At 64.7% G+C, this 26594-nt stretch carries 19 protein-coding genes and 1 riboswitch; of the genes, 7 read left to right on the plus strand and 12 right to left on the minus strand.

The window, feature by feature from the left end; translation table 11 throughout:
* From I8J29_RS30865 to I8J29_RS30885, 5 genes are all read right to left on the minus strand, one after another.
* Nucleotides 1–1258: CehA/McbA family metallohydrolase (locus I8J29_RS30865; protein WP_208851137.1), on the minus strand; the 1258-nt coding region annotated here is incomplete at its 3' end.
* Nucleotides 1259–1269: 11 nt separating this feature from the next.
* Nucleotides 1270–2139: a carbohydrate ABC transporter permease gene (locus tag I8J29_RS30870; protein WP_090647105.1), complete on the minus strand. Its 870-nt coding sequence runs from the start codon at nucleotides 2137–2139 to the stop codon at nucleotides 1270–1272.
* Nucleotides 2140–2142: 3 nt separating this feature from the next.
* Complete coding sequence (locus tag I8J29_RS30875; RefSeq protein ID WP_208851138.1) at nucleotides 2143–3018, minus strand: ABC transporter permease subunit; 876 nt, start codon at nucleotides 3016–3018, stop codon at nucleotides 2143–2145.
* A gap of 170 nt (nucleotides 3019–3188) precedes the next feature.
* Nucleotides 3189–4664, minus strand: coding sequence for an extracellular solute-binding protein (locus I8J29_RS30880; protein WP_240546605.1), 1476 nt, complete (start codon nucleotides 4662–4664; stop codon nucleotides 3189–3191).
* A gap of 257 nt (nucleotides 4665–4921) precedes the next feature.
* Entirely contained in the window at nucleotides 4922–5956 is a 1035-nt protein-coding gene (locus I8J29_RS30885) for a LacI family DNA-binding transcriptional regulator (protein WP_208851139.1), read from the minus strand.
* A gap of 290 nt (nucleotides 5957–6246) precedes the next feature.
* Between I8J29_RS30885 and I8J29_RS30890 the strand changes: the two genes are divergently transcribed.
* Nucleotides 6247–7044, plus strand: coding sequence for a glycerophosphodiester phosphodiesterase (locus I8J29_RS30890; protein ID WP_208851140.1), 798 nt, complete (start codon nucleotides 6247–6249; stop codon nucleotides 7042–7044).
* A gap of 198 nt (nucleotides 7045–7242) precedes the next feature.
* Here the strand turns inward: I8J29_RS30890 and speB are convergent, their stop codons facing one another.
* Together speB and speE are read right to left on the minus strand one after the other, a co-directional pair.
* On the minus strand, nucleotides 7243–8115 hold the full coding sequence (speB, locus tag I8J29_RS30895; RefSeq protein WP_208851141.1) for an agmatinase: 873 nt from the start codon (nucleotides 8113–8115) through the stop codon (nucleotides 7243–7245).
* Between the two features lie 19 nt (nucleotides 8116–8134).
* On the minus strand, nucleotides 8135–8962 hold the full coding sequence (gene speE / locus I8J29_RS30900) for a polyamine aminopropyltransferase (protein WP_090647118.1): 828 nt from the start codon (nucleotides 8960–8962) through the stop codon (nucleotides 8135–8137).
* Nucleotides 8963–9174: 212 nt separating this feature from the next.
* On the opposite strand from speE, the gene I8J29_RS30905 reads away from it, so the two are divergent.
* Nucleotides 9175–11280: a transglycosylase domain-containing protein gene (locus I8J29_RS30905; protein WP_240546606.1), complete on the plus strand. Its 2106-nt coding sequence runs from the start codon at nucleotides 9175–9177 to the stop codon at nucleotides 11278–11280.
* 107 nt (nucleotides 11281–11387) lie between these two features.
* On the opposite strand, the gene I8J29_RS30910 is transcribed toward I8J29_RS30905, so the two are convergent.
* The 4 genes from I8J29_RS30910 to I8J29_RS30925 all read right to left on the minus strand — a co-directional run bounded on the left by I8J29_RS30910 (nucleotide 11388) and on the right by I8J29_RS30925 (nucleotide 16365).
* Nucleotides 11388–13172: an ABC transporter ATP-binding protein gene (locus tag I8J29_RS30910; protein WP_208851142.1), complete on the minus strand. Its 1785-nt coding sequence runs from the start codon at nucleotides 13170–13172 to the stop codon at nucleotides 11388–11390.
* The gene (locus I8J29_RS30915; protein WP_208851143.1) at nucleotides 13169–14929 is read right to left on the minus strand and encodes an ABC transporter ATP-binding protein; all 1761 of its coding nucleotides are present in this window, start codon (nucleotides 14927–14929) and stop codon (nucleotides 13169–13171) included. The genes I8J29_RS30910 and I8J29_RS30915 overlap by 4 nt, the downstream gene beginning before the upstream one ends.
* 211 nt (nucleotides 14930–15140) lie before the next feature.
* Nucleotides 15141–15605 carry a flavodoxin gene (locus I8J29_RS30920; protein ID WP_240546607.1) on the minus strand — a complete coding sequence of 155 codons (465 nt, stop codon included), beginning with the start codon at nucleotides 15603–15605 and terminating at the stop codon, nucleotides 15141–15143.
* Between the two features lie 235 nt (nucleotides 15606–15840).
* Entirely contained in the window at nucleotides 15841–16365 is a 525-nt protein-coding gene (locus I8J29_RS30925; protein WP_090647128.1) for a YwhD family protein, read from the minus strand.
* A gap of 163 nt (nucleotides 16366–16528) precedes the next feature.
* On the opposite strand from I8J29_RS30925, the gene I8J29_RS30930 reads away from it, so the two are divergent.
* From I8J29_RS30930 to I8J29_RS30940, 3 genes are all read left to right on the plus strand, one after another.
* Nucleotides 16529–18523: a M1 family metallopeptidase gene (locus I8J29_RS30930; RefSeq protein WP_208851144.1), complete on the plus strand. Its 1995-nt coding sequence runs from the start codon at nucleotides 16529–16531 to the stop codon at nucleotides 18521–18523.
* Nucleotides 18524–18558: 35 nt separating this feature from the next.
* Nucleotides 18559–19377: a hypothetical protein gene (locus tag I8J29_RS30935; RefSeq protein WP_090647133.1), complete on the plus strand. Its 819-nt coding sequence runs from the start codon at nucleotides 18559–18561 to the stop codon at nucleotides 19375–19377.
* A 334-nt stretch (nucleotides 19378–19711) separates the two neighbouring features.
* Nucleotides 19712–19874: riboswitch (cyclic di-AMP (ydaO/yuaA leader) on the plus strand.
* 4 nt (nucleotides 19875–19878) lie between these two features.
* A complete protein-coding gene (locus tag I8J29_RS30940; protein WP_208851145.1) occupies nucleotides 19879–20373 on the plus strand; it encodes a C40 family peptidase in 495 nt (164 codons plus the stop codon).
* A gap of 135 nt (nucleotides 20374–20508) precedes the next feature.
* On the opposite strand, the gene I8J29_RS30945 is transcribed toward I8J29_RS30940, so the two are convergent.
* Nucleotides 20509–20928: a hypothetical protein gene (locus I8J29_RS30945; protein ID WP_208851146.1), complete on the minus strand. Its 420-nt coding sequence runs from the start codon at nucleotides 20926–20928 to the stop codon at nucleotides 20509–20511.
* A 249-nt stretch (nucleotides 20929–21177) separates the two neighbouring features.
* On the opposite strand from I8J29_RS30945, the gene I8J29_RS34335 reads away from it, so the two are divergent.
* Nucleotides 21178–25566, plus strand: coding sequence for a S8 family serine peptidase (locus I8J29_RS34335; RefSeq protein WP_208851147.1), 4389 nt, complete (start codon nucleotides 21178–21180; stop codon nucleotides 25564–25566).
* A 237-nt stretch (nucleotides 25567–25803) separates the two neighbouring features.
* Nucleotides 25804–26594 (plus strand): DEAD/DEAH box helicase (locus tag I8J29_RS30955; protein ID WP_208851148.1); only part of this gene is annotated, 791 nt, incomplete at its 3' end.

The following is a 26594-nucleotide window of genomic DNA, read 5'->3' on the forward strand; positions in this document are numbered from 1 at the left end:
CCCCGCCAAGCGCGGCATGCTCGCGCAGCACGGCGAGCTCCCGCTGCGCCGCCCGGCCGCCGTCCGCGGCGTCCGCCTCCCACGCCTTCGCCGGCGCGTCCGCCGGCGCCTCGATGTCCCACGCCGCCTCGAGGCCGCGGTCCGACCACAGCGCGACGCGGTCGCCCCGCGCGCCTTCGACGTCGATGACGAGCGGAATCGTGCCCGCCCCGTCAAGAGCCGTCCGCGGCAGCAGATCGCCGACGCCGTAGTCGCCGGACGTCAGCGTCAGGAACGTCTCGTCCGGATCGAAGGACAGGACGACGCGTCCCTGCCGGATCCCGTCCAGCACGCCCTGCGCCGTCTTCCGGTCCGTCCGCACCGCCGCCGTCGGCCGGCCGTGCTTCACGAACCGGTCCTCGGCATGCGCGTCGCTGCCCCCGAGGGCGATGAGGCGGCGTCCCGCCGCAAGCTGTTCCTGCCACCAGGCGACGGCGCGCTCGTTGAGCGCCCGCCACGGACCGTTCCATACTTCGATCGCGTCGTACGGCAGGTCGAAGCCGAGTTCCCACGGGCAGGACGGGCAGAACGGATGGTTCAGCGACACGAATCCGCCCTGCGCCCGGATCTCGCCCAGCGTCGCGCGCGCCTGCTCCGGCGTCGTGACGCGGAAGTCCCGCAGCGCTTCCGGCGCGCCGTAGACGTTGGCGTGGCCGAAGTAGCTCGTCAGCTCCGCGCCCGGCAGCACGAGCAGCCGCTCGTCCGGCGCGAGCGCGGCCCGGTTCTGCGAGAGCGTGTTATGATCGGTCAGCGCCATGTAGCTCAGCCCGCGCGCGGCGCACGATGCTTTGGCCGCCTCGATCGTATAGCGCCCGTCGCTGTGCACGCTGTGCATGTGCAGGTCGCCCTTGATCCAGCCGCGGCGCGGCTCGGTCAGCACGATGTCGATCGTCACCTCCGTGCCCTCCGCGGGAATCTTGTACGCGCCGAGCAGCACGGCCCACTCGCCTTCGGCGACCGGCCCCGCCAGATAGCCCGGCGTCGCCAGCTCCGTTCCGACGAAGAACGATTGCCGGGCGCCGCCGCTCCAGCCGACGATCCGCTCCGGCGAGCGAAGGCCGATGTCGACGACCGCCTCCCCGCCGCCGCGTTCATACCGGTATGCCGCCTCGATGCGCTCCGCGCTTCCGTCCACGACGAACGGAACCTCCAGATAGGAACGTTCTTCGTCCTTGCCGATCCGTCTGCGCAGCGTGATGCGCCGTTCTCCCGTCTCCATCGCTTGCCCTCCTATTCTTTGCTGGCGCCGAGCAGAATGCCCTTCATGAAATATTTCTGCACGAACGGATAGACCGCGATCAGCGGCAGGATGCTGATGACGATGCCCGCCATCCGCACGTTCGTCGTGACCATATACGTGCCGGAGTTGCTGCTCGTGTCGATGATCATCGCCTTCAAGGCGACCTGAAGCGTGTATTTCATGGAGTCGCTGATGAACATGACCGGCGCTGTGAACATGTTCCACCGGCCGACGAATTCGAACAGCGTCACGGTCGCGAGGCCCGCGGCCGCGAGCCGCAGGTACATCGTCGAGAAGATGCGGAACTCGCCGGCGCCGTCGATCTTGGCGGACTCCGACATCTCGAACGGGATGTTCAGGAAGAAGTTGCGCATGAGCAGGATCGAGAAGCCGGAGACGAGCCCCGAGAGCACGAGCGCGCTCAGCGTATTAATGAGGTGCAGGTCCTTGTTGACCACGTAGAGCGGAATCATGATCGCTTCCTGCGGCACCATCATCGTAATCAGAATGAACGTAATCAGCAGCTTCCGGCCCGGAAGACGGGGATAAATGAAGACATAGCCCGCCAGGCTGGACAGCAGCACGTGCAGCGTCGTGCCGACCAAGGTCACGATGACGCTGTTGAGCAGCGGCCGCCAAATATCGAGGCTCTTCCAGACGATCTTGTACCCTTCCGCGCTGAACTGCTTCGGCCACAGCACGATATCCGGCTGCATGGACGCGACGCCCGACGAAAAGGACAGCGCCAGCACGTTCACGAACGGGACGATCATGGTCAGCATCAGGACCAGCAGGAACAGCGCGTTCAACGTATCGAATGCTTTGTTTTTCCAGCCTAGCCGTTCGAATCGATCGGACATTGTTTACACCTCATCAAATCGTGTCATTCGCCGCACGACGAGCGTCAGCGCGAGCGTGATAATCAGGACGAAGAAGCTGGCCGCCGCGGCGGGTCCGAGCTTGATTTCGAGAATGCCTTTCTGGAACGTGTACATCATCAGCACGTCCACCTTCGAAGCGATCGTGGGATTGCGCAGGATGAACACTTGGTCGAAAATCCGCAGGACGCCGAGCGTGTTCAGCAGGAAGACGACCTTCATCGTGTTGCCGAGCTGCGGGATCGTCACGTACATCAGCTGCTTCCAGCGGGAAGCGCCGTCCATGCGCGCCGCCTCGTACAGCGACGGATTGATGGAGACGATGGCCGCGAGGAACAGAATGCAGGTGTAGCCCATCTCCTTCCAGGTGGACAGGAGGATCATGATCCAGCGCCCCCAGGTCGGATTCGACAGGAAATTGATCGGCTTCATATGGAAGACATGCACGAGGATCATGTTGACGAGGCCGCTGTCCGGCGACAGCAGGAAGATCCAGATGCCCCCGATGACGACCCACGACAGCAAGTGCGGCACGTACAGGACCATTTGCGTCAGCTTCTTGTACCAGGTCCGCAGCACTTCGTTCAGCGACAGCGCGAGAATGAGCGGCGCGATGAAGCTGAAGAAGAGAATGCCGCCTCCGATGACGAGCGTGTTGATCATGGCGGCCCAGAACGTCGAGTCGTGCAGCACGAAGTCGTAATTCGCGAAGCCGACGTAAGGCCGGTCGCCCATCAGCTTGTAATCCTGCAGGCTGGTTTGCAGCCCTTTCACGAGCGGGTAGTAGGCGAATACGAGAAAATAAGCGACGACCGGCACCATCATCAAATAGAGCGCGCCGTATCTCTTCAATACCTTCATGACCTTATTCACGTCCTTATCTGGTAAACGAGACCAATTTCGGGAAGAAAAGCGGGCAAGCAGGGGATCCGTGCTCCCCTGCCTGCCTCTTGCTTGCTATGCGAGTCTTTGCGAATCCGCTCGCGCGGGCCGCGGACATCTGCCGTCGATGCGCGTCGGACGCGAACGTCCTATTCGTCGATCAGGTTTTTGCTCAGCAGCTCGTCATGCATCTTTTTCACGGCTTCGGCGGCGCCCATTTGGCCGGACATCGCTTTGAGCGCGTAGTCGTTCACGATCTTCTCCGCATCCGGCCAGGTCGGCAGCGTCAGCTCGAGCGTCGCGTCCTTCGTCACGAGATCCTGCGCTTCCTGAACGCCCGGCAGCTTGCCGAACGGATACTTGACGTTGGTGTTGTACCAGAACGGCACGCCGTGGTCCATGTTGTGCTCCGTGCCGGTTTGCGTCAGCTTGTACGCGTCGCCTTCTTTGGTGTAATCCTCGCCCTCGATGCCCAGGCTGCCGAGGATGATGCCCGGCTCCGAGTTCCAGAACTCGAGGAATTTCTTCGCGGCGTCCGGATGCTCGGCGTTGGCCGGGATGATCCAGAAGTCCGGGTCTCCGCGGCGCATGATGATGGTGCCGTCCGCGCCCGGAATGCTTTCGAGCCCCTCCGCTTGGAACTTGGTGTTCGGGTCTTCCGTCTTCTTCATGTTGTTGAACATGCCGACCCATGCGTCCCAGTACGTAACCATGCCGACGCGGTCGGTCAGGAACAGGTTGCGCATCTTGCCGGTGTCGTTCGTGACGAAGTTCGGATCCATGATGCCTTCCTTCACGAGCTTCGCGAACCATTCGTACATCGGCACCGCCGCTTCCGTCGCGTACGGAATCGTGCGCTTGCCGTCCTTCATCACGTAGCGGGCTTTCAGGCCGGCCGCGCTCATGAAGCCTTGGACATCGTAGAGACCGGACGTGCTCAGGCCGTACGTGTCGTTCTTGCCGTTGCCGTCGGGATCTTTCTCTTTGAACGCTTTAAGCACGTTGTAGTACTCGTCGAGCGTCTTCGGCTCTTTCAGGCCGAGCTTGTCGAGCCAGTCCTTGCGGACGATCGGCATCGTGCCGCCCTGGAATTTGCTGAACACGGCCACGATCTTGCCGTCCTTGCTCTTCAGCTGATCCCATTCGCCCGTCGGGATGACGGCCGGGTCGGACAGCACCGTGGAGTTGGTGACGAAATCGGTCAAATCCGACACGACGCCTTGGTCGACGAAGCTTGCCAGCTTGCCAAGGTCGCTGAGCTCGATCAGGTCGTACTTCTCGCCGGAGCCGAGCGCCGTGAGCACCTTCTGGTCGTAATCGCTCGCCGGCTTCTCGACGGTCGCTTCGATGCCCGTCAGGCGTTTGATCTCCGCTTCGAACTTCGTGTTCTCTTCCGGCGTCTTGCCGCCGACGTTGGCGTCGAGGATGCGCAGCTTCATGTCGCCGGCCGGCGCGTTCGCCGGCGTGTTCGCCGGGGCGTCCGAAGCGTTGCCGCCCGCGTTTGCCGCATTGCCCGCTTGAGCGTTGTTCGCCGCGTTGTTGCCGCTCTCCGAGCCGCAGCCCGACAGCAGCATTGTTCCCGCGACGGCGACCGTCGACATCGTCAACCATACTTTTTTGTTCATTTCGTTCGTTACCCTCCTGAACGCGTCAGCGTTGTGGTGTGTGATGGTGCGTGAATCCTGATGCCAAGCGCCGGACCGGTGCGTCCGAGCGTCATTAAACCTTCCGGGCGCCGAAACCAAACGTCAACGACGCAACCGTGAATCTCATGCGTTACCGTTACAATGGGTACAATCCTGTCGCAATCGGTACCGTCCATGCGGCCGGCAAGAGCGGCTTCGCTTGCATCCGCCGCGAGGCCGGCCGGACGGCCGGCAAGCTACGGGCGCGAAGCCGCCGGGGGCGCGACGGAGCCGCGGATGACCAGCTCCGTCGGCACGAGCACCCGCTTCGCGGATTTCTCCGCCGCGCCGATCTGCTCCAGCAGGAGCCGGGTCGCCTCGGCGCCAAGCCGGTCGGCATGGAGCCGCACGCCGGTGAGCGGCGGCGAAAACTCCGGCGAGAGCACGGAATCGTCGCTGAACGCGAATACCGACAGCTGCTCCGGAATGCGCAGCCCGAGCCGCTCCGCCGCCTTGTACACGCCGAGCGCCATCGTGTCGGTATCGGCGATGACCGCCGTCACGTCCGGCGAAGCCGACAGCGCGGCAAACGCCGATTCGTACCCGAAGGCGTGCGAGGACAAGCCTTGCAGCGGCTTGTGCAGCATCCGCCCGGGCTTCGGCTCGAGGCCGGCCTGCCAGAACGCCGCGGCATAGCCCGCGCCCCGGTCCGCCGATACGGTGCTGCCGGACGGCGCGTTCAGGAACAAGATGTCCCGATGCCCGAGCTCCAGCAAATATCGCGTGACCTGCGCCGCCATGCCGACGTTGTCGTTGTCGACGTAGCTGACCCGCCCCTCGTAGAAGCCCGGCGGACGGCCAACGATGACGACGGGCAGGCCGCTCTCGAACCGGTCCGCGATCCGCTCGTCCCCGTCGATGGGATCGAGCAGGATCTCGCCGTCGACCGGATCGGAGGCGATGTGCTCGACCTGGCTGAGGTAAGCGGGCGACAGCGTGTTGACGAGGAGCCGGTAGCCGCGTTCGTAACAGACGCGCAGCACCCCGTTCAACAGCGAGAGATGGAACTGGCCGAACTGGAACGATTCGCCCCGGATATTCAATCCGAGAATGTTCGTGGAACGGCTGGCGAGGCTTCTCGCCCAATAATTCGGCTTATAGTGCAGCGATTTGGCCGCCGCGAGTACGCGCTCGGTCACTTCTTTGCTGATGGGCCGTTTCTTGCTGAAGACGCTCGAAACCGTGCCCTTGGATACGCCGGATGCCTTCGCGACGTCGTCGATGGTAGCCAAAAATCGTCGGGCCTCTCTTTCTTCCGTTTTGCGCGAGCCGATGTGGGAACGGTACCATCCCGAAGACAAGCTTAAACCGGTTTTGTAAAATGCGTTTCAAACTGATGATTATTTATTGTAAATTCGGGAGTATAATTAATAATTCATTAATAAACCGTTACTTTTGGGCTATTTTTTCCATTAATTAGTAGAAAACAGTCGTTAAACCGCTTTAACAAAACCTTATCTTTATCGTTTGCGCCCGCATGCTACAATGAGAAGCAATCTTGACCCGGAAAGGATGCGGAAGCATGAAGAACACCACGATATTCAGCGGATTGGACGGCATCGCCGTCGGGGCGCACCGCGGCGCTTCGGCGTACGCGCCGGAAAACACGATGGCCGCATTCGAACGCGGGTTGGCTTGCGGGGCGGAGCTCATCGAGCTCGACGTGCAATTGACGAAGGACGGCGAAGTCGTCGTCTTTCACGATCTGACGGCGGACAAAACGACGAACGGACGCGGTCCGTTGCGCGACTATACGTTGGCGGAGCTTCGCGCGCTCGATGCCGGCTCCTGGTTCTCGGCGGACTTCGCCGGCGAGCGCGTGCCGACGCTCGAAGACGTGCTCGTCTGGGCGCGGGACCGGATCCGGCTCAGCATCGAATTGAAGCAGCCCGCGGACCGCTTGGACCCGGCGCTCGCCCACCGGACGGCCCGCCTCGTCGCGGAGCACGGCATGAACGGGCAGGCGCAGCTGATGTCGTTCCGCCACGATCTCGTGAAAGCCGTGCGCGACGTCAACGAAGACGTCCTGACGGCCGCGATCAGCGCGCACGCGATCGAACGGCCGATCGCGCTGCTCGAGGAGCTCGGGGCGCAAATCCTGAACACGCCGCTGCAGCATCTGTCCGCGGAGCGGGTCGCGGAGCTGCACGGCCGCGGCTTCTACGTCTACGGCAGCATGTCCGACGATCCGGCCGTGTTCGCGCGGCTGATGGCGATGGGCGTCGACGCGATGGACACGAACGTCCCCGACGTCATGGTCGGGCTGCGCCGGGACAACCGCGCCGCGGCGGAAGCGGCCCCGACGGACGCGCCGCGGTAAGGCGGCTCGCCCTGCCGGCCGGGTCCGCCGCAAGCACGCGCCGCGCAGCGCGCCCAATCAACGCAACAGGCGCCATAAACGCAAAAAAACCGCTCCGGCCGTGCGCGATGCACGGACCGGAGCGGTTTTTTTGCGGCTTTCTTGCGGCGGCTCGGCCGATGCCCCCGCGGGGCGGCCGAGCCGCCGTAAAGCCGTTCGTTATGCTTTGATGAAGCCAAGCAGCATTTCGCGGATGACCTTCGCCGCGACGATCTGCGTTTGCTCCGTCGGGTCGTAAGCCGGGGCGACTTCCACGAGGTCGCAGCCGACGACGTTGATGCCCGCGCGCGCGATGGCGTGCACGGCGTCGATCAGCTCCTTCGACGTGATGCCGCCGGCTTCCGCCGTGCCGGTGCCCGGCGCCGCGGACGGATCGAGCACGTCGATGTCGATCGTCAGGTAGACGGGACGGCCTGCCAGCTCGGGCAGGACCTTCTTAAGCGGCTCCAGCACTTCGAACGGGTAGAAGTTGATGTTCTCCCGGGCGAACTGCCATTCCTCGCGCGAGCCGGAACGGATGCCGAACTGGTACACGTTCTTGCCGCCGATCAGGTTCGCGGCTTTGCGCAGCGGCGTGGAGTGCGAGAGCGGCTCGCCCTCGTACTGCTCGCGCAGGTCGGCGTGCGCGTCGAAGTGGATGATCGCGAGATCCGGGTATTTCTTGTAGACCGACTGGAAAATCGGCCACGAGCACAGATGCTCGCCGCCGAGGCCGACCGGCATCTTGCCGTCGGCCAGCACGCCGTCCACGAATTCGCCGATGATGTCGAGCGAGCGCGCCGCGTTGCCGAACGGCAGCAGCAGATCGCCGGCGTCGAAGTACGCGATGTCCTCGAGGCTGCGGTCCAGATACGGGCTGTACTCCTCCAGGCCGATCGAGACTTCGCGGATGCGCGGCGGGCCGAAGCGCGAGCCCGGGCGGAACGAGACGGTGAAGTCCATCGGCATGCCGTAGATGACGGCCTTGGACGTCTGGTAGTCCTCCGAGCTCAAGATGAACACGTTGCCGGAATATTTTTGATCGAGTTTCATGGTCGGTATCGGTCCTTCCTTATTTCACGAGATCTTCGACGAATTTCGGCAGCACGAACGCGGCCTTGTGCAGGCGCGGTGAATAGTACTTCGTGTCGATTTCCGGGATGGCGGACTCGTCCACCTCGAGCGGATCATGCTTCTTGCTGCCCATCGTGAACGTCCACAGGCCGCTCGGGTACGTCGGCACGTTCGCCCAGAACACGCGCACGATCGGGAACACTTCCTTCACGTCGCGGTTGACGTTCTGGATCAGGTCCGGCGTGAACCACGGATTGTCCGTCTGCGCCACGAAGATGCCGTCTTCCTTCAGGGAGTCGTAGATGCCCTGATAGAAGCCGCGCGTGAACAGGTTGACCGCCGGGCCGACCGGCTCCGTGGAATCGACCATGACGACGTCGTATTCGTTCTTGTGGTCGTGGATGTGCATGAAGCCGTCGTTCACGATGACTTCGACGCGCGGGTCGTCCAGGCCGCACGCGATGTTCGGCAGGTATTTCTTCGAATATTCGATGACTTTGCCGTCGATGTCGACCAGCACGGCCTTCTCCACGTTCGGGTGCTTCAGGATCTCGCGGATGACGCCGCCGTCGCCGCCGCCGACGACGAGCACCTTCTTCGGATTCGGGTGCGTGTACAGCACGGGGTGCGCGACCATCTCATGATAGACGAACTCGTCCTTGTCCGTCGTCATGACCATGCCGTCCAGGACGAGCATCGTGCCGAATTCTTCGGTTTCGATCATATCGAGCTTCTGGAATTCCGTCTGCTCGCTCACGTACGTTTCTTTGATTTTGGCCGTAATGCCGTAGGTCGGGGTTTGCTTCTCCGTAAACCACAATTCCATCGGTTAATCCCTGCTTTCTTGTATGTATGGTGGGTCCTTGATTCATAAGGTCGCATGTTTCCTTTTGTATTATAAGTTAACGGGGGGAAAAAGCAACCTTCCGCCCGCCCCGCTCAAAAATTTCATACCCCGTTTCCCTTCGCCTGAATACCGCGGCCCAATGTTTTCCATACTAGTTGGATAGCTTAGGAAAACGCAAGGAGGCATCGGGTATGAGCTGGTATCGCATGAAGCGGGGCGGCGGCGGGAAGCGCCGGCTGCCGGTCGCCATTCAAGCCGAGCGGTGGATGCCGCTGCTGCGCCGGCTGCGCAAAGGGCTGCTGTACGCGGGCGGGGCGCTGCTCGTGCTGTTCATGGCCGCGTTCGGCTTCCTCTATTATCTGCGGGTGCAGGCGCTGCCGGCTTCGTCCGTCAGCCAGACGTCGCAGATGCTGGACCTGCAGGGACGCGTCATCGACACGTTCCACGCCGGCGAGAACCGGCAATCGGTCCCGCTGAAGCAAATTTCGCCGTACCTCGTGGAGGCGACGCTCGCGATCGAGGACCGGCGCTTCTACGATCATCTCGGCTTCGATATGAAGGGGATGGCGCGCGCCGCCGTCGTCAACCTGGAGCATCTCTCGCGGGAGCAGGGCGCCAGCACGGTGACGCAGCAGCTCGCGCGGAATCTGTATCTGACGCACGAGCGGACCTGGTCGCGGAAGCTGAAGGAAGCGATGTACACGATTCAGCTGGAGATGCACTACTCCAAGGACGAGATCCTCTCGATGTACCTCAACCAGATCTATTACGGCCACGGCGCGTACGGGGCGGAAGCCGCCTCGGAGCTCTACTTCGGCAAGCACGCCTCCGAGCTGACGCTCGCGGAGAGCGCGATGCTCGCGGGCATCCCGAAGGGTCCGAAATATTACTCGCCTTACATGGACATGAAGAACGCCAAGGACCGGCAGCGGACGATCCTGCAGACGATGGCCGATCAAGGCATCATCCTGCAGGCGGACGCCAAAGCCGCGGGGGCGCAGCTGCTGAGCTTCGTGCCGCTCGGATCGAGCAAGCAGGCCGGCATGGCCCCGTACTTCCGGGATTATATCCGGTACGTGGCGGTCGACAAGCTCGGCATCGACGAGCATCTGCTGAGCGAAGGCGGCATCCGCATCTACACGACGCTGGATCCCGAGGCGCAGCGCGCCGCGGAAGAAGCGGTCGCCTCGGGCATCCCGGCCGGCTCCGAGCAGCAGGCCGCGCTGGTGTCGATCGATCCGCGCACCGGCTACGTCAAGGCGATGGTCGGCGGGCGGGATTACAAGACGAACCAATATAACCGCGTGTTCGCCACGACGCGCCAGCCGGGCTCGTCGTTCAAGCCGATTCTCTACCTGACGGCGCTGCAGCAGGGCGCGCTGACGCCGGTGTCCCAATTCAAGAGCGCGCCGACCGTCTTCACGTACGACGACGGCCGCAAGACGTACGCGCCGAGCAACTACAACAGCAAGTATACGAACGGGCTCATCGACATGCGGCAGGCGATCGCTTCGTCCGACAACATCTACGCGGTCAACTCGATCATGAAGGTCGGCCCGCAGAACGTCATCGACATGGCGCGCAAGCTCGGCATCGACAGCCCGATGAAGCCGCTGCCGTCGCTCGCGCTCGGCACGTTCCCGGTCAGCCCGTTCGAGATGGCGTCCGCGTTCGGCACGTTCGCGAACGGCGGCGTCCGGATCGAGCCGACCGCGATCCTGCGGATCGAGGACGGCAAGGGCGAGGTGCTGTACGAAGCGAAGCCCGCGGCCGTACCGGTCGTCGACGCCGCGCATGCGTACGTGCTCACGAGCCTGATGGAGAGCGTCTTCGATACCGGGGGCACGGGCAACCGCGTCTCCGCCATGATCAAGCGCCCGGTCGCCGGCAAGACCGGCACGACGGCGACCGACGCCTGGCTCGTCGGCTACACGCCGGAGCTGGCGACGGCCGTCTGGGTCGGCTACGACAAGGGGCGCAAGCTGACCCCCGCCGAGGCGCACCGCGCGGCCCCGATCTTCGCCGCCTACACGGAGCAGGCGCTCGCGGCGGTGCCGCCGAAGATCTTCCCGCTGCCGGACGGCGTCGTCTCCGTCTACGTCGATCCCGAATCCGGCAAGCTGGCCGGCAAGACCTGCCCGAACCGGCGGCTGGAGACGTTCGTCAGCGGCACGCAGCCGGTCGAGGTATGCGGCGCGCACGGCGATGCGGGAGACGCGGCGGCCGGAAGCGACGACGCGAAGCGGGAGCAGACGAGCAGCTGGTGGAAGCAGCTCAAGCGCTGGTGGAGCAATTAGAATCCGGCTTCCGGGCTAGACGCCGGCCATGGCAAAAAAGGCTGCAAGCGGATCATCCGCTTGCAGCCTTCTTCATTATATGGGGCCACGCGATATGCGCTTCGCGGTCACTCCTTGCCCCGCTCGTCCCCGTACCACAGCTCCCGGAACGTCTCGCTGGACGCGAGCAGCTGCTCCACGGTGCCCTCGTCCTCGATCCGGCCGTCCTTCATGACGACGATCCGGTCGGCGTGCGCGAGCGCGGTCCGCCGGTGGGACACGACGAGGCACGTCGCGTCGCCGCGGCTCTCGAACAGCCGGTCCCACAGCTTCGCTTCCGTCTCGACGTCGAGCGCGCTCGACACGTCGTCGAAGACGTACAGCTCCGCCTCCCGCACGAGCATCCGCGCCGCGGCGGTCCGCTGCATCTGGCCGCCCGACAGCTTGACGCCGCGCGGCCCGACCACCGTCTCGAGCCCCTGCTGCAGATGCGCGACGTCGTACTCCATGACGGCGTCGTGCACGGCCCGCCCGATCTTGCCCTTGTCGTTCTCCTGGCCGAGCAGGATATTGTTGCGCAGCGTGTCGCTGTACAGCCGCGGAATCTGCGCGGCGTACGCGCTGCGGGCCGGCGCGAAGAACGCGGCGGGATCCTCGACCGGCCTGCCGTTCCACGCGATCGTGCCTTCGTCCATCGGCAGCAGGCCGAGCAGCGCCCGGACGAGCGTCGTCTTGCCGGCACCGATGGCGCCCGTCACGACCGTGAACGAGCCGCCCGCCAGCCGCAGCGAGATGTCCTCGATGCCCCTGCCGGTGTCGGGGTACCGGTACGACAGCCCCGTTACCTCCAGCGACCGCAGCGGCTCGGGCGCTTCGATCGGCGCCGCGTCGTCGCGGGCTTCCGCCGTCTGGCCCGCGCCCTTGCGGAGCGGCAGCGCCGCCTTGCGCGTCAGGATGCGGGCCGGAGCGCCCTGCAGCATCTCCAGCATCCGCGCCAGCGCGACGCTCATTTGCTTGAAATACGTCATGAACTTCCCCACGTTGGAGATGACCTGCGTCACGAACGTCAGATAATAGACGAACAGGGAGAAGTCTCCGACCGTAAAGCCGCCGCCGCGCATCTTCGTGCCCGCGAGCAGCAGGATGAGCCCGATGCCGAGGTTGACGGCGTTCGTGAAGACGGCGTCGAGCGCCTCGCCGAGCAGCTTATCCTTCAGCATCGTCTTGCGGCGCGTCTCGCCGAACCGCCGGAACCGCTCGATGACGCGGTCCTCCGCGCCGGCGACCTGGATCGCCTGGACGTTGCCGAACATTTCGCTGATCGCGCCGGTCACGCGCGCCGTCGACTCGCGGCTCGCGGCCCGGTATTTCTGCAGCCGCGACGTGGCCAGCTGCGCCACCGTGACGACGAGAATAAGCGGCACGAACACGAGCAGCGTCATCTGCACGTCGATCTTGAGCAGGATGTAGCTCGAGACGATCGCGAAGCAGGTCAGGCCGAAAACGTCGACCGACCAGCTGATGGCTTCCTCCGTCTGGTCGACGTCGTCGCGGAAGTAGCTGATCGCTTCCCCCGGGGAGACCGGGATGGCCCGCGCGCCGGGCTGCTTCAGCACGTGGCCGAGCAGGTTGCGGCGCAGGATCATGGCGACGCGGAAGCGGAACTCCACGTCGGTGATGCAGCCGACGTAGATCATGACCACCCGCGCGAGCGCCGCCGCGAGGAGCAGCGCGATGATCCCCCACGTGCCGGCCTTCAGCGTATCCTCGCCGGTCAGCGAGTCGAAGAACTGCTGCGTGATGAGGCCGGGCGCGATCGGAATCAGGTAGATGACGGTCCAGGCGAGCGCGTTGGCCGTATACAGAAGCGGCCGGAACGTGATCAGCCGGACCAGGAATTGAAAGGTCGTCACGCGAGCACCTCCTCGAGCCCCGTGGCCAGCATCGCGCTGAACCGCGACCGCGGATCGGCGGCCAAGGCTTCCCGGTCGCCGGCTTCGATGACGGCGCCGTTGTCGAGAATCGCGATTTTGTCCGCGCGCTGGACCGTGGCGAGACGGTGGGCGATGATGATGCACGACCGGTTCGCCAGCAGCTTGCCGATCGCGTCCTCGATGCGCTGCTCGGTCAGCGGGTCGAGACGGGACGAGGCTTCGTCCATGATGATGAGCCCGGGATCGGTCAGGAACACGCGGGCGAAGGCGAGCAGCTGCGCTTCGCCGGCCGACAGGCTGCCGCCCCCGGACGCGAGCATCGTGTCCAGCCCCTCCGGCATGGAGGCGTACCAGCTCCCCAGTCCGAGCTGCTCCAGCACTTCGACGATGCGCGCGTCGGGTACGGAGTCGTCGTAGAACGTCAAGTTATCGCGGATCGTGCCTTCCATGATCTCGATGTTTTGCGTGACCATGGCGACCCGCCGGCGCAAGCCGCCCAGCTTGCAATGCCGGATATCCGCGCCGCCGATCCGGATCGCGCCTTCCTGCGGATCGTAGAAGCGGAGCAGCAGCCGCGCGATCGTCGACTTGCCGCTGCCGGTGCGGCCGAGCAGACCGAGCACCTCGCCGGGCGCGAGCGACAGCCGAAGCCCCTTCAGCGTCGGTTCGCCGGCGTTGTCCTCGTACGAGAACGTCACGTCGTCGAACGCCACGGCGAGCGGGCCGTCCGGCAGCGGCGCCCCCGGGCCGTCGGCGATGGAGGAGCGCGTCTCGAACAGCCCCCGGATGCGCGCGATGCTGGCGTCCGCCTTTTGCAAGTCCTCCATCTGCGTGCGGATCTTCTCGATCGGCTTGGCAAGCAGCTCCGTGTAGAAGAAGATCAGGTACACCGTGCCGAGCGAAATCGCGTCCGTCTTCCATAGATACGCGCTGATCGCGAACGCCATCGCGTTGCCGAGCGTGAACACGACGATCGTCGTGTTCCACATCGAGGCGAAGCCGATGAACGCCCGCAGCCGCACGCGCAGCATATGGCGCATCATGCCGTAGAAGCGGCCCATGACGAAGCCCGACGCGCCGTTCGCCCGGATGTCCTCCGTGCCTTCGAGCTGCTCGCCGATGAAGCCGTACAGCTCCGCGCTCGCCTGCCGCCACTCCTTCCAGAACGGTCCGTTGAACTTGCGGATCTGCTGAATGACGAAGATCGCGGCGACGACGAAGACCGTCATGCCCGCGCCGATCATCCAGCTTTCGCGGAACAGCAGCACGATGATGCCGACCATGAGCAGGCAGTTGCCGAGCAGGTGGATGATCATGCTGGAGAAGAAATTCGCCAGCGCGTTCACGTCGCCGTCGACCCGCTCGATGAGGGCGCCGGACGTCTGCGACTTGTGGAACGGCATGTCGAGCGCGAGGCAGTGCGCCGCGAGGTCGGCGCGCAGCTCGTTCGTCGTCTTCCAGCCGAGGTTCTCGCTGTAGTACGTCGCCAGCACGGACACGCCGCCCTGCAGCACCGAGAAGCCGATGAACAGCCCGGCGGCGGCGAGCAGCGGCTGCAGGCTGCCGCCCCCCTGCGCCCTGTCGATGAAGAAGCGGATGATCTGCGGATTGGCGAGCTGCAGGCCGATCGTCAAGATCAGCAGCGCCGCGAGGATCCACAGCGTGCGCTTCTGCGGCAGCAAGTAGCGCCGGAGCAGGTCGGCGTACTGCGTGCGTCCTTTCGGTTGCGGGTTCATGCCCTATCCTCCTGAATTTAGAACGTCTGTTCTTGTTCAACGACTATACCATAGAAGCCGGGCTTCCGAACAGGGGGAATCAGGCTTAATTTGCGTCGCCGGCCGGAAACTCATGCCAAGGCGGCCGCGTCTCCGACCGGCAAGACAACGGCCTCGCCCCTCTCCGTACCGGAGATCGGGCGAGGCCGCTTCCTTCACGACCGGCCGGCGCTCACTTCGCGCCGGCCTCCTCCCGGACGAACGCCGCGAACGCGGCGCCGAGCCGCCTGCAGGCGTCCAGCTCGGCCCGGCCCGGGCAGCCGTCCGACTTCACCGTCTCCTGCAGCACCCGCGCGCCGCGGTTCTCCAGCCGCTCCTGCAGGATGTCGCCGGCGACGGCGAAGTAGCGGTACGACGAGTCGCCGCAGCCGAACACCGCCGCGCGCTTGCCGGACAGGTCCATCTCCCCCAAATCGTCGTACAGATCCAAAAATTCGTCCGGCAGATCGCCGTCTCCCCACGTGTAGACCCCGAACAGCAAATTATCGTAGACGTCCAAGTCGGCCCTGGTCGCGTCGAACGCTTCCTTGACCTCCACCGCGACGAAATGCTCCAGCAGCCCTTCGACCACGCTGTCCGCCATGTCGCGCGTGTTGCCGGTCATGCTCGCGTATACGAGCAATGCTTTCGGTTCCAATTCCTTCACTCCTTCAGGCAGCCGGTGCCCGCTTTTAATTGATACTGATAATCATTATCAATTATATGGAGAATGATTGTCAATTATGTTTTGAATGAAGCCGGCTTCTTCGCCCTCCCTCGCCGCGCACGACGTACGCTCCCCCGACGCCCTCTGCGCCGCGCACGACAAAAAACGCGTCCCGCCGTCCGGCGAAACGCGTCCTCTATCATCCTATCTCCGTCCTCCGCGGCTCCTAGACGTTCAGCGCGTCCTTGAGCTTATCCGGCGAACGGTCCCACCATTCGGGGTTATGCGCCACGAGCAGGCCTTTCAGCGCCCGCTTTTCTTCCGCGCCCAGCTCGTCGAGCATGAACCGGCGCTTGATGGCGTAATCGAGGTTGTTCACGTGCTGCGCGAGAATCTTCCACCCTCTGCGCGCCTCCGAATCGATCAGCATCGGGCATGCCGTCGCGCCCGCGTAATGCGCGCCTTCCTCGCCCCGCTCCACCGCGACCCAAACGATCCAGCACGGGCGGCCGTTCGGGACGTCCTCCTTGTTCGTGCCGAACTTGATGCCCCGCTCGATCTTGCTCTTCGCGTGCATCGCGCCCACGTCGATGTACGCCTCGCCGTTATCGATCATGACGCAGGCGACGTCGCTGAGGTCAATCGTCCCCGCGCCGAAGCCCTTATGTTCCTTATTGCTCACCACGTTCAGCGAAAGAGACTTCTTCTCCTTCTTCTCCGGCGGCTGCTGTCCGTTGTTTTGTTCGCTCACGCGCTCCGTTCAACTCCCGTCCCAAGCCTTGTACAAAGCCTTGAATTCCGCGTCCGGCGCGGTTTCCCGGCCAGTCCGCACTTTAATTCCATTTTAGCTAATAATCCCGGAAAAGCAAACATATACATGCCTTAGATGCTTGTCAACGGGAGGGAGTCTTAGAATGAAGCCACGCCTCGCCACACGTTTTCTGCTCTTTGCCCTCGCCGCCGTGCTGATCGGCGTAACGGCGCGGGAAGGGTTCGGACATGCCTGGATTTCGCAATATACGTACGCCTCCGCCCCCGCGAAGGACGCGCCCAAGCCGGCCGCGCCTCCGCCGACGCAGCAGCCGGACAGCGTCATGCAGCCGAAGCCCGTCGCGCTCAGCAAGCGCGTCGCGGAATACCACATCGACGTGTCGCTGCAGGCCGATACGCACCGGCTGCAGGGCGAGCAGACCGTCACGTGGACAAACCCCGGCAGGCAGCAGGTGTCCGAGCTCTATTTTCACCTCTACCCCAACGCCTTCCGCTCCAAGGAGACGACGTTCATGCGCGAATCCGGCGGCCAGCTGCGGGAGGACAAGGCCACCTCGGACAGCACGGGCTACATGAACCTGCTGACGCTGGAGACGACGGAAGGGTACAGCCTGCTCCCCCGCCTGCACTTCGTGCAGCCCGACGACGGCAACCCGAACGATCTGACGCTGGCCAAGCTCAAGCTCCCGAATCCCGTGGCCCCCGGCAAAAGCGTGACGCTGCGCATGAAGTTCGAGGTGAAGCTGCCCGAGGTGTTCGCGCGCATGGGCTACTCCGGCGATTTCGTCATGGCGGGCCAATGGTTCCCGAAGCTGGCCGTCTACGAGACCGCGGGCACGCGGGGCCGGGCGACGGAGGGCTGGAACGCGCACCAGTACCACGGCAACTCCGAGTTTTACAGCGACTTCGGCATTTACAGCGTGAAGATCAACGTGCCCTCGTCCTATAAGGTCGCGGCCACCGGCTTCCAGGCGAAAGCGTCCGTCGTCCAGGACGGCCGCAAGACGTACCAATTCTACGCCGACGACGTGCATGACTTCGGCTGGTCGGCCTCCCCCGACTTCGTCTATTCGGAGGAGCCGTACTCCACCGAAGGCGTGCCGGGCGTGCGCATCAAGCTGTACCTCGATCCGCTTCACGCCAAGTACAAAGACCGCTACCTGCACGCGGCCAAGTCCGCGCTCGCCAAGTACGCGCAGTGGTACGGCGCCTATCCGTACACGACGCTCTCCGTCGTCGTCCCGCCCAAGGGCGGCAACGGCGCGGGCGGCATGGAATACCCGACGCTCGTCACGGCGTTCTCGGCGGAGAACGACAATCCCGGGTACGACCTCGAGCGGACCGTCGTGCACGAGATCGGCCACCAATACTGGTACGGCATGGTCGCCTCCAACGAGTTCGAGGAAGCGTGGCTCGACGAAGGCTTCACCTCCTACGCGGAGGACAAGGTCATGGAGAGCGAATACGGCGTGGCGCCGAACCTGCCCGTGGAAGCCAGCTACATGACCGATCCCGCGCCGCTGAAGCAGCTGTCCTGGTCGTACCACGACAACAATCACTACGCCGAGAACGTCTACATCCGCGCCAAGCTCGTGCTCGTCGGCATCGAGAAGCAGGTCGGCGACGCGACGATGCGCAAGATCATGCGGACGTACTTCCAGAAGTACAAGTTCAAGCACCCGTCCACCGCCGACTTCCAGCGGGTCGTGGAATCGGTGACGAAGACCAAGTGGAACGACTACTTCAGCCATTTCGTGTACGGGGACGCGATGTCCGATTATGCGGTCGCCGGCATCCGCGTCACGCCGGTCAAGCAGGACGGGAAGACGGAGTACGAGAACGTCGTGCTCATCAAGAAGACCGGCGGCTCGAACGGCCCGGTGACGGTGGTGCTCCATTTCGCCGACGGCACGGTCATGCCCAAGGTATGGGACGGCCAAGAAGCCAGCGTCCAGTACAAGATCGTCCATGGCGCCAAACTGCTCTGGGCCGCGGTCGATCCGCAGAACGACAACGTGCTCGACAACAAGCACATCAATAATTTCATGAAGGCCGACCTCGACGAGAAAACGCGCACGCGCTGGAGCGTCGGACTCTCGAAGCTGGCCGAGACGCTCTTCGCTTCGCTCGCCTGGTGACGCCCGCCGCGATTAATGAAGGAGGTGATTGACGGATGAAGACGCATATCAAGCAAGGCTGGAAGCTGACGACGAAGCACATCTACATCATTATCCTGCTGTTCCTCTACGAACTGCTATGGGGCTTCTTCCTCTACCGCACGATCGAGGGCATCGCGGTGCCGCTGCTCAAGCGGTTTCCCGATTCGTACGCGGCCAGCAGCAGCGCCATCTCGCTGTTCCTGACGGAATCGCAGTTCCAGCTCATGAAGACGGACGCGTTCCGGCCCTACGCCCTGCTCTTCTGCGGGCTGCTGGCCGGACGGATCGTCATCACGCCGTTCCTGAACGCCGGCTTGTTCCACTCCCTGTACCGCGCGAGCGACGAGCAAGGAACCAAGTTCCTGAGCGGCATTCGCAAAGCTTGGAAGCCGGTCGCCCTGCTCTACTTGGCGGAGACGACGCTGACGCTCGCGCCCGCCGCCTGGCTCCTGCCCAAGGCGCTCGACCTGCTGCTGACGAGCGGCACGCTGACGGAATTCGCGAAGCAGGCCGGGCCGTGGGCCGGCGCGTGGCTGCTCTGGGCGGTGCTGCTCCACCTGCTCTTCCTCGCGATGCAGTTCGGTTCCGTTGCCGGCAGCGGCTCCATGCGCGGCCTCTGGCAATGCCTCGCGAACTTCCTGCCCTTCGCCGGCGTGTCGCTCGCGATGTGGGGCATCGGGGCGCTCGTCAGCGTGACGGTCGCCTCCGTGTCGATGCTGTGGGCCGGTCTGCTCGCGCTGGTGCTTCATCAAGGCTATCAGCTGATCCGCACGGTCATGAAGGTGTGGACGGCGGCCTCCCAGTTCGACGTCTGGCAGTCCAAGCAGCCGTAACGCCGGAGCGGGCGGATCTCTCCGCCTGCCCCTCGGCGCCGCCCCGCCGCAGCCGCGTCCGAATCTCGAACCGCATCGCCTAGGACTTTCGTTCCGCCCCGTACGCCCCCGCGACGGGGCTTTTCGACGTCTGCCGAAGGCGGCGAAGGGACGGGCCGCGCACGGGCCGGACGTTTTTCCGACAACCCGAATACACGCGTTCTCCGGTCGCGAAAACGGCGCTGTTATACGAAAATGAGAGACAAAAGGTTGCATTCTAATAATTTTAATGTGTGAACAAAGGATGAACCTGGAAGGAGAAGCGACAAAATGATCGAATATTTAGCCGTGAGAAATGAAAATTTTGCCGAATTCCCTTGCAAGAGGGAAACGGGGGAACCATTCTGGGTGAATTGATCCCGACAGCCGGTCTGCCGAAGACCGTCTGCCAGAGGCGATCATAGGGAGCCTTCAACCGAACCCCACAGCTAACCTCGTAGGCCCCGGAAGGAGTTTCCCGTTTTGAAGAAGCTTTCCGCGCTAGTGATCGGAATCGCGATGCTGTTCATCTTCCAGACCGGAAGCGTGTTCGCGCAGTCGAAAATGGACGGCGTCATCGGCGATCTGATCGGAACACCCTATGTTTACTCCGGCACGACTACGAAAGGGTTCGACTGCTCCGGATTCACGATGTACGTGTTCAAGAAACTCGGCGTCGAAATCCCGCACGCGTCCCGTTCGCAGGCCACGCTGGGCAAGAAAATCGCCAAGGACGATCTCATTCCCGGGGATCTCGTATTCTTCAATACGACGGGCAACGGCATCTCGCACGTGGGCATCTACATCGGCGACGGCAAGTTCGCGCACGCGTCCACCAGCAGAGGCGTCGCGATCAACGGACTGAGCGAATCCTATTACTCGAAGCGCTACGTAACGGCGCGCCGCGTAATGAACCAGTCCACGTTCGAGAAATACGCGAACGATCCTTCCGACGAGCCGGGCGATAACGACGATTAATCCGAGCAAGACGTACGCATAATGCCGGCGCGGCGGTTCGACCGCCCCGCAAAGGCATTGCAAGCAAAGCCGCAGCTGCTTCTCTTCCCGAGACAAGCAGCCGCGGCTTTGTTTGTTTTGGCCGTACGCGCGCGGTTACGCCCGTTCGTAGCGGACCCACCAGAAGGTCGGGCCGACCTCGACGTTCAGCGCCTTGGCATGCGGCCCGAACAAGTCCGCGAGCTCCGCGGGCGTCTCGCAGCCCTCGCCCCGGCGGTCGGCCAGCACGACGGTCGCCCCGGCCTCGAGGCGTTCGTGCCAGGCCCGCAGAAACGCGGCGCGTCCCTCCGCCGTCAGTTCCCCGAGGCAGAAGCAGGCCAGCCCCGCCTGGAACGTCTCTTCCACCGCGCCCAGCTCTTCCCGCCTGACCGCCACCGATACCGGCGTCGTCAGCCGCGGCGTCCGCGGCCCCGCGACGCGCAGCACGCGCCGGCCCGCGAGCGTATGCTCCACCGCGTACTCCAGCCGCCGCCATTCCATGAACCGCCGCTCCAAGCTGTCCCGCCATTTCGCCATTCCGGTCCCTCCCGCCGCCGATGCCCCGAAGCCGCTTGCCGTAAGTCTATATGTATGCGCGCAGGGCTTGTCGATTGACCTGCCGTTCTAGTTCCAACGATTCAATTATTTAAATTGTTAAATAATTTTGAATAATCTTTATTGACTTTTCCAGCCCCTTATTTAATTGTAAATAATAGGATTCTTGCGTTTACAAGACTTATAGAATCGTATTTCATACCTCAAGCTTGGAAAGGGCGTGCATGTTCATTGCGAAACCGTAACGCAATCCGGAAACTGCTCACGATCTCCCTGGCGGCGGCGTTGACCGCGGGGATGAGCATCCCCTATCATGTCAGCGCTTCCGGCGCAAGCACAGGCTCCATTACCCTCTCGGGCGGGATACCGAAACATCCGGCTTCGCCGATCCGCGGGTACGTCTCCCCCCGCATCGACACCGCCTCCGCCGCCCAAACGCGCGTCATCGTGACGCTCTCGGGCGAGCCCGGCGCCGTAGGCAGCTTCGCCAGCGCGAACGGCATCGCGACGCTGACCGAGGAATCCGCGCGGAAAGCCGCCGACAGCCAACAGGCGTCGTTCATCCAAGCGGCCCGGACCAACGGTCTCGGCATGGCCGTCAACCATCGGTACAACACCGTGCTGAACGGGCTCGAGGTCACGATCGCGGCCAATCAGATCCCGGCGCTGGCCGCGCTGCCCGGCGTCACGTCCGTGTTCGAGAACCGCACCTATTACAGCGTGCCGGACGTCGCGCCGGTCGGCGATCCGACCAAGCCGCTCTACTACGACAACCTGCCGCTGGAGCAGATCGGGGCGGACAAGGCGTGGGCGGAAGGCTACACGGGCGCGGGCCTGAAGGTCGGCGTCATCGACACCGGCATCGACTACGCGCATCCCGATCTGGCCGGCGCGTATAAAGGCGGGTACGACGCTTACTTCGACGACAACGACCCGTACGAGGAAATCCCGAATCCCGAAGTCAAAAATCTCGGCACCAGCCATGGCACGCACGTCTCCGGCACGATCGCCGGCCGGGCGAGCAGCGCGAACGCGGAATACGCGCAGAAGGGCGTCGCCTACGGCGCCGACCTCCACATGTACAAGGTGCTCGGCTTCGATATCGCGACCGGCAAGTCCAGCGGCTCGTCCGCGCAGGTCATCGAAGGCATCGAACGGGCCGTCGAGGACGGCATGGACGTCATCAACCTGTCCCTCGGCTCGGACCTCGAGAAGGACGTGAACACGCCGGACGCCGCCGCCATCAACAACGCGGTGCTCGCCGGCGTCGTGGCGGTCATCGCCAACGGCAACGCCGGGCCGGCCTACTACACGATGGGCTCGCCGGCGAGCTCCCAGCTCGCCATCTCGGTCGGGGCGGCGACGACGGAAGCGCCGTACTTCACCGGCACCGTCGCCAGCGCGTTCGACGCGGAGCACCCGGTCGGCATCCAAACCATGGGCTGGCGGACGGGCCAGGAGGATTTGGCCGCCTACTTGGGCACGGAGCCGATCGGCGCGGTCTACGCGGGGCTCGGCTCCGACGCGGACTACGCCGGCAAGGACGTCGCGGACAAGGTCGTCCTCCTCTCCCGGGGCGTTCTCGCGTTCGTCGACAAGATCGCCATTGCCAAGGCGCACGGCGCCAAGGCGGTCATCGTGTTCAACGGCATCAACGACGGGGAGGCGCCGAACCTGAGCGACGACATCAAGGATCGCAACGGCTTCATCAACTCCCTGCTCGGCGATTCCCCGGCATTCATTCCGACCTTCGACATGGAGGGCACCTACGGACGCAAGCTGGCGAAGCAGGTGCTGGCCCAGCCGGAAACGGCGCTTACTTTCGCGTTCGGCGCGTCCTTCGAGCGGGCCGTGGGCGTGGAGGGCGACCGGATCGCCGATTTCAGCTCCAAAGGCCCGAACTCCGACCCCGATTGGAGCATCAAGCCGGACGTCGTCGCGCCGGGCAACAATATTTTCTCGACCTGGCCGGCGTACGGCAAAGACAAGCCGGACGTCTCGTACCGGGACGCGTACAACCGGATCAGCGGGACGAGCATGGCGACCCCGCACGTCGCGGGCCTCGCCCTGCTGCTGAAGGAGAAGCATCCGGAATGGACGCCGTTCGACGTCCGCGCCGCGCTCGCGAATACGGCCGTCGAGCTGACGGACGGCGATGGGCATGCCTACGACGCCTACACGCAGGGCGCCGGACGCGTCGACGTCTCCAAAGCGCTCGACACTCCGGCCCTGCTGGAGACGATCGACCGCATCTCGATCATGGACGCCTACATGCACGAGCACGAGGTCGTCAACTACGGCTCCTCCGCCAGCTTCGGGCTCATGCAGCCCGGCGAGTCGAAGTCGGAGCCGCTGACGCTGAAGAACTTCTCCGGCGAGCCCGTGACGTACACGGCCTCCGTCGTCCTGCACGACGATCTGTCGGATAGCGGCGGCACGTTCAAGGAAGGCGACGCCGGCAAGCTCGGCCTCGCGCTGACCGGTATCGAGGCGGGCGGCACGATCACCGCCGGCGCGTCGCAAGCCGCCGACTTCGGGCTGACGGCCACTCCGGCCGCGGACGCGCCGGACGGCCGTTACGAGGGCGAAGTGCTGCTGGAAAGCGGCGACGGGCAGCCCGCGCTTCATCTGCCGTTCGTCGTGCACGTGGGCGACGAGCGCGCGGACAACGGCTTCGGCGTCCAAGACGTCGTCGCCGATCCGCCGACCGTCTCGCCGAACGGGGACGACTATCAGGATTCGACGTCGGTCTCCTTCAAGCTGACGGCGGAGGATGCGAATTACTTCGAAATCGACGTATTCGATCTGAACGATGAACTGGTCGGCACGTTGTATGCCGAAGCGAACGTGGACGGAGGCGGAAAGCTGCAGCCGTTCGAGCCGGGCGACTATACCATCGATGACATCAACGACGAATACATCGACGACGAGGTGGACAAGGACGGCAACCCGGTCATCAAGCATTTGAAGCCGGGCACCTACAAGCTGGACGTGCTTGCAGCCTTCTTGGACAACGACTACAAAGCGAAGGCCGTCTACGAGGCCGTCGGCCAATACCGGATCCAAGGCGGGGACGAAGCGGCCCTGTCGCTGGTCGCGAAGGACTTCGCGCCGACGGCCGTCAACGTCACGTCGGTCGGCGCCAAGGTGCTGACGCTGCCGGAGACGGAGGGCTACGCGTATGCCGTCTCGGCCAGCAGCGACGAAAGCTACGTCAAGGACAACGTCCTGCAGAAGCGTCCGGGCGGCGGCGCGGCCGACGCGAAGGTCGACCTGACGGTCCGCATCGCGCAGACCGCCAATCCCGACAACTTCGCGACGGTCAAGGTTCCCGTCGCCATTCCGGCGGAGAACGTCTACGTTCCGCCGGTCACGACGCCGACGCCGCCGGCTCCGCCTGCCGCGGAGAAGCCGACCCCGTCGGTCGCGGCCGTCATCGCCCAGGGACAAAAGCAAGTATCCGTGACGCCGGCGACGACCGACGCTAACGGCGGCATCCGCGCCGCGATCGCCGACGCCGACCTGAAGGCGGCGCTCGACCAGGCAGGCAGCTCCCCGGCGGCGATCGTCGTGCCGATGGCGAATCCGGACCGCAAGACCGCGACCTTCGCCATTAGCGGCGCGCAAGCGGCGCTGATCGCCGCTGCGCCGGCCGGCAGCACGCTGATCGTCGGCGCCGGAGACGCCGCGATCGCCATTCCGGCCGCCCTGCTGGCGAACGTCCCGGCGGGCGCGTCGCTCGAGATCGTCATCGCGCCGCAGGACGCGGGCGCCTTCTCCGTCGGCGCGGACGGCGTCCTGATCGGCAAGCCCGTCGCCTTCGCGGCCAGCGTCGTGAACGGCTCCGGCTCGACGCCGCTCGAGGTCCCGGCCGGGCAGCGGATCGCGCGCTCGTTCACGGTGCCGGGCAGCATCGCGGCCAATACGGCCGGCGTGCGCTACGAAGAGAACGGCGAAGTCTTCGCGGCCGCATCGGCCTTCGCGCCGCAGGCGGACGGGACGACGGTCGTCACCGTCAGCCGTCCGGGCTTCTCGACGTACGCCGCGGTCACCCGCGACGTAAGCTTCGCCGATATTCAAGGCAGCTGGGCGCAGTCGCAGATCGAAGCGATGGCCCGCAAGCTGCTCGTGAACGGCACGTCGGCGACGGCGTTCGCGCCGAAGAAGACCGTCACGCGCGCCGAATTCGCGGCGATGCTGACGCGCGCGCTCGGCCTGAACGCGCCGGCGAACGGGATGTTCGCCGACGTGAAGCCGGCGGACTGGTTCGCGAAGGACGTCGCGGCCGCTTACGACGCGGGCATCGTCACGGGCTACGGGGCCGGCAGCTTCCGGCCGAACGACCCCGTCACGCGCGAGCAGCTCGGCGTCATGCTGGCCCGCGCGATCGACCTGCTCGGCGTCAAGCCGGCCGGCACGCCGTCCCGCGCCGCGTACGGGGACGACGCCCAGATCGCCGGCTATGCCAAGGACGCGATCGCGGCGGTGACGGACGCGGGCATCATGCAGGGCATGACCGTCGGCGGCGTCTCGTACTTCCGTCCGGACGAGCCGACGACCCGCGACATGGCGACCGTCGCGCTCCGCCAGCTGCTGCAGCGGGCGAAGCTGATCGAATAGCGCCCCGCGCCGGCTTCGGCGCTTGCGGCAGAGACCGTTCTTCGGACATTGTCCGGGGGACGGTCTTTCTTTTGCCCGCGTCCGGCGGACCGCGGGCGGATTTTCGCCTGCGCCGCGATTGTGTTATCGTGAGAGGAAAGCGCGCCGCAGGATTTTCCAGCGGTTCTCTTCTCGGAAATCCCCCGCCGCGCGAAGTCGAACATGACGAACGACGTACCCAAAAGGAGCTGCTGACGCATGTCCCTTTCCTCTTCCCCGCTCGCGGGCTTTCATCCGACGCTCGCCGGCTGGTTCGGCCGCGCGTTCGGCGAGCCGACCCCCGTGCAGCGGGACGCCTGGTCGGCGATCGCCGCCGGCCGCCATACGCTGATCGCCGCGCCGACCGGCTCCGGCAAGACGCTGGCCGCGCTCCTGCCCTGCCTGAGCCGCGTCGCGCTGGCCAAGGAAGCCGCCCTGGCCCGCGGCGCGGGCTGGCCGGCCGGCGTGCGCGTGCTGTACGTCACGCCGCTCAAGGCGCTGAACAACGACATCCAGCATCACCTGGTCGGCTTTCTCGGCGAGATCGAGACGTACGGCGCCGAGGCCGGACACGGCGCCTGGCCGGGCATCCGCACCGCGGTCCGCACCGGCGACACGCTCCCGGCCGAGCGGGCGCGCATGGCGAACCGGCCGCCCGACGTGCTCGTGACGACGCCGGAATCGCTTTATTTGCTGCTGACGTCGGACAAGGGCCGGCAGATGCTGCGCCTGACCGAAGCGATCGTCGTCGATGAGATCCACAGCCTCGCCGGCGACAAGCGCGGCGCGCACCTGTCGCTGTCGCTGGAGCGGCTGGCGGCGCTGGCGCCCCGCGCGGTGCAGCGCATCGGGGTGTCGGCGACGCAGAAGCCGCTCAGCCGGGTCGCCCGGTTTTTGGGCGGCTGGGCGCCGGCCGGCGAAGGCGAAGCGGACGGGGTGCGCGCGGGCGAGGCCGAGGCGGGCACGCCCGGAAGCCGGACGCGCGCGCGCGAGGCCGAGGCGGCGGACGG

Source organism: Paenibacillus artemisiicola, from assembly GCF_017652985.1.
In the GTDB taxonomy this organism is placed as follows: domain Bacteria; phylum Bacillota; class Bacilli; order Paenibacillales; family Paenibacillaceae; genus Paenibacillus_Z; species Paenibacillus_Z artemisiicola.

Bases quoted from the DNA above. Each gene is read 5' to 3' on its own strand.
- I8J29_RS30870 (WP_090647105.1), bottom strand. From the start codon at position 2,139: ATGTCCGATCGATTCGAACGGCTAGGCTGGAAAAACAAAGCATTCGAT.
- I8J29_RS30875 (WP_208851138.1), bottom strand. From the start codon at position 3,018: ATGAAGGTATTGAAGAGATACGGCGCGCTCTATTTGATGATGGTGCCG.
- I8J29_RS30880 (WP_240546605.1), bottom strand. From the start codon at position 4,664: ATGAACAAAAAAGTATGGTTGACGATGTCGACGGTCGCCGTCGCGGGA.
- I8J29_RS30890 (WP_208851140.1), top strand. From the start codon at position 6,247: ATGAAGAACACCACGATATTCAGCGGATTGGACGGCATCGCCGTCGGG.
- speB (WP_208851141.1), bottom strand. From the start codon at position 8,115: ATGAAACTCGATCAAAAATATTCCGGCAACGTGTTCATCTTGAGCTCG.
- speE (WP_090647118.1), bottom strand. From the start codon at position 8,962: ATGGAATTGTGGTTTACGGAGAAGCAAACCCCGACCTACGGCATTACG.
- I8J29_RS30905 (WP_240546606.1), top strand. From the start codon at position 9,175: ATGAGCTGGTATCGCATGAAGCGGGGCGGCGGCGGGAAGCGCCGGCTG.
- I8J29_RS30915 (WP_208851143.1), bottom strand. From the start codon at position 14,929: ATGAACCCGCAACCGAAAGGACGCACGCAGTACGCCGACCTGCTCCGG.
- I8J29_RS30930 (WP_208851144.1), top strand. From the start codon at position 16,529: ATGAAGCCACGCCTCGCCACACGTTTTCTGCTCTTTGCCCTCGCCGCC.
- I8J29_RS30935 (WP_090647133.1), top strand. From the start codon at position 18,559: ATGAAGACGCATATCAAGCAAGGCTGGAAGCTGACGACGAAGCACATC.
- I8J29_RS30945 (WP_208851146.1), bottom strand. From the start codon at position 20,928: ATGGCGAAATGGCGGGACAGCTTGGAGCGGCGGTTCATGGAATGGCGG.